At 73.7% G+C, this 14,589-nt stretch carries 10 protein-coding genes; 6 read left to right on the top strand and 4 right to left on the bottom strand.

The window, feature by feature from the left end:
- Nucleotides 1-2: 2 nt before the first annotated feature.
- Nucleotides 3-1,121, bottom strand: a complete 1,119-nt coding sequence (locus ACFU9A_RS01495) for a GntR family transcriptional regulator (protein ID WP_430573491.1) — start codon at nt 1,119-1,121, stop codon at nt 3-5.
- A 133-nt stretch (nt 1,122-1,254) separates the two neighbouring features.
- On the opposite strand from ACFU9A_RS01495, the gene ACFU9A_RS01490 reads away from it, so the two are divergent.
- Together ACFU9A_RS01490 and ACFU9A_RS01485 are read left to right on the top strand one after the other, a co-directional pair.
- Nucleotides 1,255-3,813, top strand: a complete 2,559-nt coding sequence (locus tag ACFU9A_RS01490; RefSeq protein WP_430573490.1) for a family 78 glycoside hydrolase catalytic domain — start codon at nt 1,255-1,257, stop codon at nt 3,811-3,813.
- 117 nt (nt 3,814-3,930) lie between these two features.
- Nucleotides 3,931-5,661 (top strand): CotH kinase family protein, encoded by a 1,731-nt coding sequence (locus tag ACFU9A_RS01485; RefSeq protein ID WP_430573489.1) that lies wholly within the window; start codon nt 3,931-3,933, stop codon nt 5,659-5,661.
- Nucleotides 5,662-5,763: 102 nt separating this feature from the next.
- Here the strand turns inward: ACFU9A_RS01485 and ACFU9A_RS01480 are convergent, their stop codons facing one another.
- A complete protein-coding gene (locus ACFU9A_RS01480; protein WP_430573488.1) occupies nt 5,764-9,117 on the bottom strand; it encodes a family 16 glycoside hydrolase in 3,354 nt (1,117 codons plus the stop codon).
- 169 nt (nt 9,118-9,286) lie between these two features.
- Nucleotides 9,287-9,571, bottom strand: coding sequence for a UBP-type zinc finger domain-containing protein (locus ACFU9A_RS01475; protein ID WP_430573487.1), 285 nt, complete (start codon nt 9,569-9,571; stop codon nt 9,287-9,289).
- Nucleotides 9,572-9,708: 137 nt separating this feature from the next.
- Here ACFU9A_RS01475 and ACFU9A_RS01470 point away from each other — a divergent pair, with 137 nt between their 5' ends.
- A complete protein-coding gene (locus tag ACFU9A_RS01470) occupies nt 9,709-10,518 on the top strand; it encodes a response regulator (protein ID WP_430573486.1) in 810 nt (269 codons plus the stop codon).
- Here the strand turns inward: ACFU9A_RS01470 and ACFU9A_RS01465 are convergent.
- Nucleotides 10,494-10,883, bottom strand: a complete 390-nt coding sequence (locus ACFU9A_RS01465; protein ID WP_430573485.1) for a hypothetical protein — start codon at nt 10,881-10,883, stop codon at nt 10,494-10,496. The two genes, ACFU9A_RS01470 and ACFU9A_RS01465, sit on opposite strands and share 25 nt — an antisense overlap.
- Before the next feature lie 156 nt (nt 10,884-11,039).
- Between ACFU9A_RS01465 and ACFU9A_RS01460 the strand changes: the two genes are divergently transcribed.
- The 3 genes from ACFU9A_RS01460 (at nt 11,040) to ACFU9A_RS01450 (ending at nt 14,556) form a co-directional block, all read left to right on the top strand.
- Nucleotides 11,040-12,752, top strand: a complete 1,713-nt coding sequence (locus tag ACFU9A_RS01460) for an FAD-dependent oxidoreductase (protein ID WP_430573484.1) — start codon at nt 11,040-11,042, stop codon at nt 12,750-12,752.
- Nucleotides 12,749-13,207 carry a nitroreductase family deazaflavin-dependent oxidoreductase gene (locus ACFU9A_RS01455; RefSeq protein ID WP_430573483.1) on the top strand — a complete coding sequence of 153 codons (459 nt, stop codon included), beginning with the start codon at nt 12,749-12,751 and terminating at the stop codon, nt 13,205-13,207. Before ACFU9A_RS01460 ends, ACFU9A_RS01455 begins: the two co-directional genes overlap by 4 nt.
- 215 nt (nt 13,208-13,422) lie before the next feature.
- Complete coding sequence (locus tag ACFU9A_RS01450) at nt 13,423-14,556, top strand: ABC transporter substrate-binding protein (protein ID WP_430573482.1); 1,134 nt, start codon at nt 13,423-13,425, stop codon at nt 14,554-14,556.
- Nucleotides 14,557-14,589 lie beyond the last annotated feature (33 nt).

Below are 14,589 nucleotides of genomic sequence, written 5' to 3'. Positions count from 1 at the left end.
GGCTACGAGCCCGCCGGGCGGGGGGCGTCGGCGGTCGACCCGCCCGGCAGGATCCGCACGGGCACCGTGTCCTGCGAGACGTCGCCCCGCTCGGCGAGCTGCCGCCCGACCAGCTCGAAGGCGCGCGCGCCGATCGCGGCCTGGTCCTGCTCCACGTGCGTGAGCGGGACCGCGGCGTCCACGTACTCCGGCGGGGCGTCGAAGCAGATCACGGAGAGGTCGTCCGGCACGGCCCTGCCGAGGCGCTCGGCGGCCTGCAGGACCAGGCGCGCCGAGTGGTACTCGGTCACGACGCACCCGGTGAGGTCGGGCCGCGCCCCGAGGAACGCGACCAGACCGGCGACGTCGTCCTCGGGCGTGACGGCGGAGCCCGGCACCACCGACCGGACGCCGGAGTACACCTGGGACTCCTCCAGCCGCACCTGGTGCGCGGCGTGCGCGGCCACCACCCCGCGCCGTCGTTCGTCGAGGGTCGACACCGCGTTGGGGGACTGGACGAGGGCGATCCGGGTGTGGCCGAGCCCGAACAGGTACTCCGCCGCCAGCCGCCCGCCGGCGACGTTGTCGGAGGTCACCGTGCTCACCGGCACACCGGTGAGGGTGCGGTCGACGATGACGATGGGGAAGCCGCGGCCGACGAGCGTCGCGACGCTCTGCGGGATGGCCTGGGACGACGTCGGCAGCAGGACGAGCCCGTCGATGCCGCGGTCCAGCTGCTCCTGGATGAGGCGCTCCTCCAGGTCGGAGTCCCCGCGCGACATCGCCACCACGACGTGCGCGCGCTCGCTCGACGCGTCGAGGAGCCCGCCGAGCAGGTGCGAGCCGAAGGCGTCGTCGAACCCCGGCACGATGTAGCCGACCAGCGGCAGGTGGTCGGCGGCGGCGTGGGCCGGCCCGCCCGTCGGGGTCGTCGAGACGACGATCGTGCCGATGCGCGGGCGTCGGGTCACGAAGCCCTCGTCCCGGAGGATGTCGAGCGCGCGCTTGATGGTGATCGCGCTGACCGAGAACTGCTCGACGAGCTCGGCCTGCGTCGGGAGGCGGTCGCCCACGCCGAGCTCGCCGTCGAGGATGCGGGCGCGCAGCGCGTCGTGCACCTGGGCATACAGCGCCTCGGTCAAGCCAGCTCCCGTCATCGGACCGGTCGAACAGCAGAATGAATATGATCTCTGATCCTGGTCCATTGTGGGGCACCGCAGGACGCAGGAACCCGAACTTCCCGACGGCGGGTCGGCCCCGCGAGGAGGCGCGACGATGCGCATCGAACGGTTCGTGACCGAGTACGGCGCTCCCGAGGCGGGGATCGGCACGGCCACCCCGCGGCTGTCCTGGACGCGCTCGGGCGGCGCGGGGGAGCAGACCGCCGTCGAGCTGCGGCTCCGGACCTCCGACGGCGCCACCGGGACGGCCCGCCTGGGCGGCCCCGAGCAGGTGCTCGTGGCGTGGCCGTTCCGGCCGCTGCGCTCGCGGGAGCGCGTGCAGGTCCAGGTGCGCGTCGAGGCGGGCGGCGCCTGGTCCCCCTGGAGCGACCCCCTCGCGGTCGAGGCGGGCCTGCTCGCGCCCGACGACGTCGTGGCACGCCTCGTCAGCCCGCGCGACGTCGGTGGGCTCGACGGCGGGGCGGTCGTGCTGGCGCGCGACCTCGAGCTCGACGGCGACGTCGTCGACGCCCGCCTGTACGTCACCGCGCACGGCGTGTACGACGCGTGGGTCGGCGGCCGTCGCGTCGGCGACCACCACCTCGACCCGGGGTGGACGGCCTACGACGCGCGGCTGCGCTACCAGACCTTCGACGTCACCGAGCACCTGCGGGGGCGCCGCTCGACCCGGCTCGCGGTGGGGCTGGGCAACGGCTGGTACCGCGGGCAGCTCACGTGGACGCTGCAGCGCGACTCGTACGGCGACCGGCTCGCGCTGCTCGCCCAGCTCGAGATCACCTACGCCGACGGCCGCCGGGCGACCGTCGCCACCGACGGGTCCTGGCGCGCCGGGACCACCGGCGTCCTCGCCGACGACCTGTACGCGGGCCAGTCCACCGACCTGCGGCTGCCCCTCGTGCCCGACGCCGCGGCCGACGGCCCGGTGGACGTGCTCGACACGGACCCCGGCCGGCTGGTCGCGCCCACCGGCCCGCCGGTGCGCGAGGTCGAGACCGTCCCCGCGCGCGCGGTGCTCGCCTCGCCGAGCGGCGCCCAGCTCGTCGACTTCGGACAGAACGTGGTCGGGTGGACGCGCCTGCGCGTGGACGGAGCGCGCGGCGACGTCGTCACCGTGCGGCACGCCGAGGTGCTGGAGCGCGGCGAGCTGGGCGTGCGCCCGCTGCGTGCGGCGACGGCCACGGACACCTACGTGCTCGCCGGCGGGGAGCAGGTGCTCGAGCCGCGGTACACGTTCCACGGCTTCCGGTACGCCGAGGTCACCGGCGCCGAGGTGACACCGGCGGACGCGGACGCGGTGGTCGTGAGCTCCGACCTGCGCCGCACCGGCTGGTTCGAGTGCTCCGAGCCGGACGTCAACCGGCTGCACGAGAACGTCGTCCGGGGCATGCGCGGCAACTTCCTCGACGTGCCCACGGACTGCCCGCAGCGCGACGAGCGCCTCGGCTGGACCGGCGACATCCAGGTCTTCGCCCCGACCGCGTCCTTCTTGTTCGACGTGGGCGGGTTCCTCGGCTCCTGGTTGCAGGACCTCGCGGCGGAGCAGCGCCCCGACGGCGGCGTGCCCTACGTCGTGCCGGACGTCGTGGGCGAGCTGCGCGGACCCGGCCCGGACGGCGGCGTGCAGACGCCGGCCGCCGGCTGGGCGGACGCCGCCGTGCACGTGCCGTGGACGCTGTACGAGCGCTACGGCGACGTGGGCGTGCTGGAGCGCCAGTACGACTCCATGCGGGCGTGGGTGGAGAAGGAGCGCGCGCTCGCGGGCGAGTCCCTGCTGTGGGACACGGGGTTCCAGTTCGGCGACTGGCTGGACCCGGACGCCCCGCCGGACGACTCGGCCGCGGTGAAGGCCGACCCCGCCGTCGTCGCCACGGCGTACCTCGCGCGCAGCTCCCACCTCCTGGCGCGCGCGGCGGAGGTGCTCGGCCGCGAGGCCGACGCGGAGCGGTACGCGCGGCTGTCCGACGACGTCGGGCGGGCCTTCCGCGCGGCGTACGTGGACGCCGACGGCACGGTCCGCAGCGACTGCCAGACCGTGTACGCCCTCGCGCTCGCCTGGGACCTGCTCGACACCGACGCGCGGCGGCGCGGCGCCGGCGAGCGGCTGGCGACCCTGGTCCGGGAGGCCGGCTTCCACGTGAGCACCGGGTTCCTCGGCACGCCGGTGGTCCTCGACGCGCTGTGCGTGGCCGGCCACCCCGACCTCGCGCACGAGATGCTCCTCACGCGCACCGTGCCCTCGTGGCTGTACCCCGTCACCATGGGCGCCACGACGATCTGGGAGCGCTGGGACTCGATGCTGCCCGACGGGACCATCAACCCCAGCACCATGACGTCGTTCAACCACTACGCGTACGGCGCGGTGGCGGACTGGCTGCACCGCAGCGTCGCCGGCATCGCCCCCGCCGCGCCCGGCTACCGGGAGATCCGGGTGCGGCCGCTGGTGACCGGCCACCTCACCAGTGCGTCGGCCCGGCTGGACAGCCCGTACGGGCCGGTCCGGGTCGCGTGGCGGCTGGACGGCGGCCGGTTCGAGCTGGACCTCGACGTGCCGCCCGGGACGGTCGCCCACCTCGACCTGCCGCTCGACGGCCCCGTCCGTACCGTCGGGCCCGGCACGCACCACGTGGCCGGCGACTGGGTGCCGCGGTCCTGACCGGTCGACGTCGCGGTTCGTCGTCGTCCGCGCGCAGGACGACGACGAACCGCGACGTCATGGACCTCCCACCGCCCGCCGAGCACCCTCCCAGGCCGGGATGATGACGTGAGCGGCATGATGCGTCGACACCTCACCTCCCCGTACGGCCGGGCCTCCGGCCGCTTCCCCCTCATCACCCGCCCGCTCGCCGCCGGTGCCGGCGTCGTGGCGCTCGCCGGCACGCTCGCCGCGTGCGACACGTCCGCCTCGGCCGACGAGGCGGGCGACTTCTTCGACACGAGCACCGTGCACACCGTCTCCGTGGAGTACGACGAGGACGACTACCAGGAGATGCTCGACACCTTCGCCGACTCCGGCGACAAGGACTGGATCAAGGCCTCCGTCACCATCGACGGCCAGGAGTACGACGACGTCGGGCTGCGGCTCAAGGGCAACTCCAGCCTCCGCGGCCTCGGTGGCCAGGGCGGCGGCAAGGCCGACGACACGACGAACGACACGACCACCGACGACACGGCCGACGACACGGCCGACGACACGGCCGACGACACGGCCGACGACACGGCCGACGACACGGCCACCGGCGACCAGCAGGACGGCGGACAGGTGCCGGGCGGGTTCGGCGAGGGCGACGGCACGGCGTCGGCGGACGACCCGGCGGGCCTGCCGTGGCTGATCCGCCTGGACAAGTACGTGGACGGCCAGGAGCACGACGGCCGCGCGGACTTCGTGGTGCGCGGCAACAACACGGAGTCGTCGCTCAACGAGGCGGTGGCGCTGAAGGTGCTGGAGCTGGCGGACGTGCCGGCGGAGCAGGCGACGTACACGCGGTTCAGCGTCAACGGCAGCGACGAGGCGCTCCGCCTGATCATCGACCTGCCGGACGACGACCTGTGGAACGAGGAGACCTACCCGGACGGCGGCATCACGTACAAGGCGGACGCGGACGGCGACTGGTCGGTGCGCGACAAGCTCGCGGACTACGCCGACGCGTTCGAGGCCAAGTACGACAGCGAGGGCTCGACGGACGACGACGCGGCGTACCAGCCGCTGGCGACGTTCCTCGAGTTCGTGAACGACTCGTCGGACGCGGACTTCGCGGCGAACCTGGGCGACTACCTCGACGTCGACTCGTTCGCCCGGTACCTCGCGGTGCAGGACCTGGTGGCGAACTCCGACGACATCGACGGCCCCGGGAACAACGCCTACCTGCACTACGACCCGGAGACGGGCCTCTTCGAGGTCGTCGCGTGGGACCAGAACCTGTCGTACGGCGGCCTCGGCGGCGGCATGGGCGGGGGTCAGGGCGGGCAGGACGGTCAGGACGGTCAGGGCGGGCAAAGGCCGGACGGCGCGCCGGAGGGCATGGAGCCCCCGGACGGCGCGGACCTCCCCGACGGCGCGACGCCGCCCGACGGCGCGGACCTTCCTGACGGCGCGGACCTCCCTGACGGCGCGCAGGGCGGCCCCGGCGGGGGCGGCGGGGGCGACGGCTTCGGCGGCAAGGAGAACGCCCTGGTGACGCGGTTCCTGGCGGACGACGACTTCAAGGCGGCGTACGACTCCGCCGTCGAGGACCTCACGGCGTCGGTCTACGAGAGCGGCGACGCGCAGGACTACCTGGACTCGCTGGTGTCGACGCTGTCCGACGACGCGTCCGACCTGCTGGACGCCGACACCCTCACGAGCGAGTCGAAGGCGGTCTCCGACATGCTCACCGCGGACGCCGTGCAGAGCGGCCAGGGCCAGGGCGGCCTCGGCGCCGCCGGCGGTGCGTCGAAGGACGACGCCGACGACAGTGCCACGGACGGTGCCACGGACGGCACGACGGCCGGTGCGAGCAGCTAGTCCGCTGCCCGCCCCGGCCGTCGGGTCCGACGTCGCCGTCGTGGGCGGGGACCCACCCCGGGCGCCGTGGCGCCCGGGGCGGACCTCCTCCTGCTGGTCGACCTACTGCTGGGCGGCCCGGACGTTCAGGGTCGCCGTCTTCTCGCTCGGCGTGTACCGGGCGTCGCCGTCGAACTTCACGACGACCTTCTGCACGCCGGGGTCGACACCCGTCGTCGGCATGGCCACCGTGGCGGCGCCGTCGACGAGGGGCGCCACGATCTCCCGCCCGCCGACCTTCACCGTCACCGCACCGGTCGCCTTCGGCGAAGAACCGCGGTCGTCCTTGGCCCCGACCCGCACGTCGACCCGGGCGTCGGTGCCCGCCACGACGGACGCCGGGCGCACCTGCACCTGCACGGCGCTGGGCACGTCGCCGTCGGGCGACAGCTTCATGAAGCGGATGTTGCGGTACTTGACCGCGTCGGCGCTGCCGTGGTTCTGGATCCCGACGAAGCTGTTGACGAGCCGCTCGGGGTCCACGTCGGTGTAGTCGTTGACGAGCCTGCCGTTGAGGTACACGCGGATGCGGTCGCCCTCGACGCGGAGGTCGTAGGCGTTCCACTTCCCGACCGGCTGGAGCGACTCCTTGACGGCCTCCGGGTCGGCGCCCTGGAAGGTGTAGACCGCGCCGGTGGTGCGGTCCGGGGCGTCGGTGGCGTCGATCTGGATCTCCTGGCCCTTGTTGACGGCCACCCACGGGTCGTCGCCCGGGTTCGGGAAGCCGACGAACACGCCGCCGTTCTCGTCCTTCGAGAGCTTCCAGTCGAGCCGGAGGCTGTAGCTGTCCCCGAGCTCCTTCTGGTACCAGAGCAGGCCCATCCCGCCGGAGGCCTTGATCGAGCAGTCGTCCTGCCGGCCGAAGCCGCCCGGGCCGGCCATGCGCCAGCCGTCCTGCAGGCTCTTGAGGGTGCCGTCGTAGATCGCCGTGTACCCGGCCTCGACCTTGCCGGGCGTGCATATGTCCAGGTTGTCCTTGCCGACGGACAGCACGTCCATGTTGATGTTGCCCTCGTCGCCGTCCTCGTACACGAGCTTGATGGTGTTGGCGCCGGCCCGGAGGTCGAGGTCGCGCGTCTGCACCCCCCAGTCCTTCCAGCTCCCCGTGGTCGGGAACGTCCACTGGCCCAGGTCCTCGCCGTTGACGTGGAGCGAGACCCGCTTGGAGCGCAGGTCGGGGTACGGGTTCGTGCCGTTGGCGTAGCGCACGTTGACCGGGTAGGCGCCCGCCTCGGGGACGGTCACGGAGAACGTGCGGCCCGAGCCGACGGACGACATGCCGGCCGCGAAGCCGGAGCCGGACCAGTTGCTGTGGTCGGTCGCGATGCTCGACCCGCCGAGCGGCTGCGCCAGCTCCGCCTCGTACCAGCCGCGGTCACCCGGGGCGACGTAGCCGGGCAGCGAGTTCAGCGTGTACCAGGCCTCCGTGCTGAGCAGCTCGGCGCCGCTCGCCGAGGCGAACGGGCGCGGCGAGCGGACGTGCACGACGTGACCGGGCAGGAGGCCGTCGATCTTCAGCGTGACGGTCTTGCGGTCCGCGGAGACGGTCGCCCTGTCGACGAAGAGGGGCTCCTCGTCGACGTTCGGGCCGCCGTACTGCTGCGTCGGGACGTAGCGCCACTGCCGGATCTTGTAGGCGTCGGCCAGCTTCGCGACGACGTCGTCGGAGACGGGGTCGGTGTACTCGATCTCGAAGCCGCCCTCGACGACGCGCATCTCCTTCATGTCGAAGGAGTCCTCGTTCACGGGGACGAGCTTCTGGAGGCCGTACCGGAGCTTGCCGGGCTCGCCCCAGTTGCCTCCCTCGCCGGTACCACCGGCGTACAGCGCGCCGTCGGGGCCGTAGACGACGCGGTTCACGCCGACCTCGAGGCCCGCGGTGTGGCGGAAGACCGCACCCTGGAACTCGCCGTCGACCTTCTCGAGGAACGCGCGCTGGATGCCGCCGTACGTGACGTCGCCGACGAGCATCTGCCCCGCGAACTCGCCGTCCTTGACGAGGATCGGGTTGCCGGGGGAGTTGGAGATCTCGTTCTGCGGGAGCCACACGGCGGGCGGGGACACCGGCTGCGAGTCGAACGGGCCGGCCGGGTTCGTGTAGTGGTTGTAGAAGTGGTCCTTCTGGACGTGGATGAGCTTGTTCGCCGGGAGCCAGGCGCCCTGGTTGTCGGTCGCGAAGATCGCGCCCTCGGGGCCGAAGCCGATGCCGTTCGGCGTGCGCAGCCCGCCCGCCACGTACGTGACCTCGCCCGTCTCGCGGTCGATCTTGAGCGACGTGCCGCGGTTCTTCCCGGGCTGGGGGTTGGTGGTGGCGCCGCCGTTGTCGATGGCGACCGAGAGGTTGACGTAGAAGTAGTCCTCGTCGTGGATCAGGCCGAACGCGAACTCGTGGAAGTTCCCGCCGTCGGGCCACTCCGCGATCTTCGTGTGCTTGTCGTAGAAGCCGTCGCCGTCGGGGTCGGTGAGCTGGGTGAGCTGGTAGCGCTCGGAGACGAAGATCGAGTCGTCGACGACCTCGATGCCCATCGGGTTGAGCAGCTCGTCCGCGACCCGCGTCGTCGTGACGTCCTCCGGGCCCTCCGCGTCGACGACGCCGTCGAGGAAGTACACCTCGCCGGACACCGGGTCGGGCTCCCAGCCCCCGGAGCTGACCTCGCCGGTGGTCACGACCGCGAGCTGCTCGTCGGGCGTGAAGGCGAGGCCCGAGACCTTGGGCTCGAAGCCCTCCGGGCGCAGGTCGACCAGCTCGTAGTTCGGGTTGACGGCGTCCAGCCGCAGGCCGTCGCCGGCCGTGTCGGTCGCGCCCTCGCAGTACTTGTAGCCGGGGGCGGTCACGCGCACGACGCCGGCCTCGGTGCTGAGCGCCGACGTCGGGACCAGCTCGAAGGCCGAGCTGCCCGGCGTCTTCCACTCGAGGTGCAGCTCCTGGCCGCCGCCCGCCTCGACGAACTCCACCAGCAGGGAGTGGACCCCGCCGGTGAGCGTCGTGGTCCCCTCCTTGGGCGTCGCCTCGTGCAGCCCGTCGTGGTCGACGACCAGCTCGTCGTCGAGGGAGAGCCTGGAGCCGTCGTCGCTCGTGAGCCGGAACGTGTACTCGCCGTCGGTCGGCACGGTGAGGTTCGCGGTCGCCTGCGAGATGAAGTTGTCCTCCGCCCCGAACTGCTCGGCGGTCGACCAGTCGATCGTGGGCATGAGCTTGTCGACGTTCGGCGTCTGGCCCGACTTCAGGGTGCAGATCCCGTCCGGCTTCTGGGCGAGCTGGAAGGTCCGCAGCGTGAGGCCCGGCTCCTGCTCGGGGAGGTCGGCCGCGGCGGGTGCGGCCCAGCCCGCGGCGACGAGCGCGCCGAGGGTGAGCGCGGCCGCGCCGCGTCGGTACCTGGACCGGCGGGCCGCCGGCAGGCTGGTGCGTTCGAGCATCGTTGCTCCTTCGTCAGCCGTTCATCGGGTCGGCGAAGCTCCCCTTGACGTCCCCGCCGATGAGAAGACTTGACGGTACCGAGCCTTCTGACGCTCTGTCTACAACTTCTGTCGCGTGTTTGGCATAAGCCGCGCGAGCGGGTCGGAGCGCATGGCTCCGACGGGCCGGCTAGCTCGCCGGCATCTCGCGCCCGGGGATGAGCAGCTCCTCCACGAAGCAGTAGCCCCAGTGCTCCCCGGGCTCGATGGACCGCATCACGGGGTGCTCGGTCGCGTGGAAGTGGGCCGTCGCGTGGCGGGCGGGCGACGAGTCGCAGCACCCCACGTGCCCGCACTGCAGGCAGGTGCGCAGGTGCACCCACGTGCCGCCCGCGGCCACGCACTCGGGGCACTCGCCGGCGGTCTCGGGAGCCACGGGGACGATCTGGTCCAGGTGCTCGCAGGTGCTGGTCATGTCGCGGTCCTCGCCCTCGGCCGGTGGGCCCGGGGGCTCCCGGGCACCGACCAGGGTGCGCCGGGCGGGCGCCCGGGGCAAGAGGCAGCACGGCGAGGCACGCTGCGGCCCTCGCGCCTCGCGACTACGGTGTCGCCATGTCCGCTGGATCCGCGCAGCCGAGCGACGTGAGGGTCACCGTCGAACGCACCGCGGTGATCGTGGAGGACGATCCGGACGTCCGGGACCTTCTCGACGTGGTCCTCACCCAGGCCGGCTTCGCGACGGCGACCGCCGGGTCCGGGCTCGAGGGCGTGGAGCTGGTGCGCCGTACCGACCCGCTGGTGACGACGCTCGACGTGAGCCTTCCCGACATCGACGGGTTCGAGGTGTGCCGTCGCATCCGCACGGTGTCGGACACGTACGTCGTGATGCTCACCGCGCGCACGGACGAGATCGACGCGCTGATGGGCCTCGACGCGGGCGCCGACGACTACCAGACCAAGCCGTTCCGGCCGCGGGAGCTGCGGGCGCGCATCGAGGCGATGCTGCGCCGGCCGCGGCGGCCCGTCCTGCCCGCGGCCCCGCTGCCGGCGCCGGCGCCGGCCCCGGTCGTCGGCCTGGCGGCCGCGGCGCTGTCGGACACCATCGTCTCGGACGGTCTCGTCGTCGACGTCGCGGGGCGCACGGTGGTCGTGGAGGGCCGGGCCGTGCACCTCACGCGCAGCGAGTTCGACCTCCTGGCCGCGCTGGGCGGCACGCCGGGCCGCGTGCTGTCGAAGGACGCCCTGGTGCGGGTCCTGTGGGGCGACGAGTACGACACCGGCACGAGGGTGGCCGACCCGGACCGGCGCAGCGTCGAGGTGCACATGGCCAACCTGCGCCGCAAGCTCGGCGACGACCCGTCCGAGCCCCGGTGGATCCGCACGGTGCGCGGCGTCGGCTACCGGTTCGACCACCCTTCCTGAGCGATCATCCCCGCGATCACGATCGCGCCCGTGTCCGCCGCCGACGCGACGGCCTCCAGGTGGTCCCAGGCGCCGTCCGTGCCGCCCGCGCCGAGGGCCGCGAGGGCGTGGGTGGCCGCGTCCACGAGGTCGCCCACGCCGAGCATCGTCGCCGTGCTGCGCAACGTGAGCAGCAGGCCGCGGGCGGCGTCGGCGTCCCCCTCGCGCAGCGCGGCCGCCAGACCCTCGGTGCGGCGCGGGACGAGGCGGATCCATGACGTCGCGAACCCGACCAGGGCGGCACGGTCGCCGTGCAGGTCGGCGGCGAGCTGCTCCCAGGCGGCCTCGGGCCCCAGGCGTGGGGGCTCGTCCGGCGGGACGGTCATGGTGCGCTCTCCGAGGTGGTTCGGTACCGACGCCACGATCCTGCGGGTCAGGCCTCCGGCTGCCCTGCAGTTCGCCTCAGGATCGGATCAAGATGTCCCGGGCCTACTGTCGGGCGCCCCCGTGCCCCGACGCACGGGCGCCCCTACCCTGGCCGCATGCCCGACACCCCCGCGGACCGTCCCGTCGTCCTGCTCGTCGCCGACGAGCACGCGCCGCAGGTCGAGGACGAGTTCCGCGCGCGCTACGACCGCGACTACCGGATCGAGCTGGTGCGGACCGCCGACGCGGCCCTCGAGCGGCTGCGCGCGCTGGTCGCGGCGCGGGAGCCGGTGGCGATGATCGCGGCGGAGCGCCGCCTGCCGGACGCGACGGGCCTCGAGCTGCTGCACCAGGTGCCGGCCGTGGTGTCGACCGCGCGGCGGGTGGCCCTGATCTCGGGCGACGAGTACGCGGACGCCCTCGACGAGATGCGGGCGGCGCTGCTGCGCCGGGACATGGACACGTTCGTCGGGATCCCGCGCGGCGCGCGCGACGAGGAGTTCCACACCGCGCTGGTGGAGCTGCTCTCGGAGTGGGGCTGGTCGGTGGCGCGGCCCACGGTGACGTCCACGGAGATTGTCGCGGAGGCGGGCGACCGTGACGCCGCGGCCGTCCGGGACCTGCTGGAGCGCCTCGGCGTCCCGAACCGCGTGCTGGCGCCCGACGACCCGGACGCGCGCGCCATCCTCGGGGAGGCCGACCCGGACGCCGCGCTGCCCGTGGTGCGCACCTTCGCCGGGCGGGTGCTGGCGGGCGCGACGCCGGCCGCCGTCGCGGAGGCGATGTACGGCGGCTACGACTCGATCCCGCCCGGCGAGATCGCCGACGTCGCGGTCGTCGGCGCCGGTCCCGCCGGCCTGGCCGCGGCGGTGTACGCGGCGTCCGAGGGGCTCGCGACGGTGGTGCTGGAGCGGGACGCGATCGGCGGCCAGGCGGGGTCGAGCTCGATGATCCGCAACTACCTCGGCTTCCCGCGCGGGATCTCCGGGATGCGGCTGGCGCAGCGGTCGCGGATCCAGGCCGGCCGGTTCGGCGCCCGGTTCTACACCGGGCGCGCCGCCGTGCGGATCGAGCCCGGTCCGGCCGACGAGCCCGAGCACCACCACGTGCACGTCGACGGCGCGCAGCTCTGCGCGCGCACGGTGGTCCTCGCGACGGGCGTCTCGTACCGCCGGCTGGGGGTGCCGGGGCTCGACGACCTCGTCGGCGCGGGCGTCTACTACGGCGCGGCGAGCTCGATGGCAAGGGAGATGGCGGACCGGGACGTGTGCGTGGTCGGCGGCGGGAACTCCGCGGGGCAGGCGGCCGTGCACCTCGCGAAGTTCGCCGGGTCGGTGACGATCCTCGTGCGCCGCGGCAGCATCGCCGAGACGATGTCGGACTACCTGGTGCGGGAGATCGCCGCGACGCCGACCATCGCGGTGCGGCCGCGCACGGTCGTGACCGACGGCGGCGGCGACGGCCGCCTGCAGTGGCTGATCACCGAGGACCTCGACACCGGCGAGCGGTCGAAGACGCACGCCGACGGCCTGTTCTGCCTGCTCGGGGCCGAGCCGGACTGCGGCTGGCTGCCCGACGGCCTCGCCCGCGACGACCACGGCTTCGTGCTCACCGGCCGCGACGTGCCGCAGGAGGACTGGCTGGGCGGCCGCCCGCCCGCGAGCCTGGAGACCACCCTGCGCGGCGTGTTCGCCGTCGGCGACGTGCGCGCGGGATCGATGAAACGGGTCGCGTCCGCGAGCGGCGAGGGGGCGTCCGTGCTGCCGCTCGTGCACGCGCACCTCGCCTGGGTGCGCGCCCAGGAGTTCGGCGGAGGGGACCCGTCATGACCGGCCCGACCACGCCCCGCACGTTCCGGCGCAGCCGCGCCCGCGCCGTCGGCGACGCGGTGACCAGCCGGTTCGTCCGGCTCGGGCTGGTGCCCTCGACGTGGCTGCTGACCACCCGGGGCCGCCGCAGCGGGCTGCCCCGCACGAACCCCGCGACGCTCGTCGAGCACGACGGGCGACGCTGGCTGGTGGCCCCGTACGGCGTCGTCTCCTGGGTGCACAACGTGGGCGCCGACCCGCGGGTGCTGCTGCGCCGTGGGCTCGCGCGGCAGGTGTGCGTCGTGCGGGCGGCGTCGGCCGAGGAGGCGGGGCCGGTGCTGCAGCGGTACGTGCGCCTGTCGCGGCCCACCCGGCCGTACTTCACCGCGACGCCCGACTCCCCGGTGGCGGACTTCGTCGCCGAGGCGGACCGGCACCCGGTGTTCGAGCTCGTCCCGTACGACGCGCAGCGCTGAGGCCTCGTGCTCGGCACCCCCGGGCACGACCTCCGCCCCGCTGTGTCCATATGCTGGTCCCAGTATTCGAGATAAATCCGACCGGAGTGGTCGGGAATGCGCTACTGTCCCCGGCATGACCACGACGGCACTCCTCAGGCTCACCCCGCGACCCGCGGGCGAGCCGTGTCGCCCGGGCGCCCTCACCCGCCCGAGCCGACACACCGAGGAGCATCGTGAGCACCATCGCCTACCCCCGCCTGACCGACCCACGCCCGAGCGACCCTGAACCCCGCACCCGCCGCGCCCGAGGCGCCCGCCGCGGGGCCGCCGCGCTCTCCGCGGCCCTCCTGGGGCTGACCCTGTCCGCCTGCGCCGGCGCCACCGCCGCGCAGGAGTCCGCGTCCGGCAAGACCGTCTTCCGCTACCAGGGCGGCACCGGCACCGTCTCCTACCCCGAGCTGGCGGAGGACCTCGGCTACTTCGAGGACATCGAGCTCGACTGGATCGGCGACGTCACCGGCGGCCCGGCGTCGATCCAGGCCGCCGTCACCGGCGAGACGGAGTTCGGGGGCGCGTTCAACGGCGCGATCGCCAAGCTGCAGTCCACCGGCGCCCCCGTCACGTCCGTGATCTCGTACTACGGCGCGGACGAGCAGACCTTCGGCGGCTTCTACACCGTCGAGGGCAGCCCGATCACCTCGGCCCGCGACCTCGTCGGCAAGAAGGTCGGCGTCAACACCCTCGGCGCGCAGTCCGAGACGCTCCTGCGGGAGTGGCTGTCCCGCGAGGGCCTCACCCCCGAGGAGGCCGACAAGGTCGAGCTCGTCGTCGTCCCTCCCGTGAACGCGGAGCAGACCCTGCGCGAGGGGCAGATCGACGTGGCGTCGCTCGGCGGGGTCATCAAGGAGAAGGCGCTCGACCGCGGCGGCCTCACGCTGCTGGTGGGGGAGAACGAGCTCTACGGCGAGTTCGCCTACGGGACGTACATCCTGCGCGACGACTTCATCGCCCGGCACCGCGACGCCGTCCAGGACTTCGTGCAGGGCACGGCGCGCGCGATCCGCTGGGCGCAGACCACGCCCGTCGACGAGGTGCGCGACCGCTTCACGGCGATCATCGAGGAGCGTCACCGCACGGGCGAGACCACGGACCTGGTGCCGTACTGGAAGTCGTCGTCGGTCCCGACCCCGGGCGGCGTGATCCAGGACGACGAGATCTCCGTCTGGGTCGACTGGCTCGAGAAGGACGGCCAGCTCGACCAGGGCGCGCTGCAGGTGGACGACCTGTTCACCAACGAGTTCAACCCGTACGCCGACGGCACCTTCGCCCCGGACGCCGGGCCCGACGGCGAGGAGGCGGCGTCGTGACCGCGCTCACCGTGCCGACCGTGCCCACCGTGC

It is taken from the genome of Isoptericola sp. NPDC057653 (assembly GCF_042799955.1).
In the GTDB taxonomy this organism is placed as follows: Bacteria; Actinomycetota; Actinomycetes; order Actinomycetales; family Cellulomonadaceae; genus Isoptericola.
The sequence above is the reverse complement of the archived record's forward strand: the minus strand, read 5'-3'. Positions and strand labels throughout refer to the sequence as shown.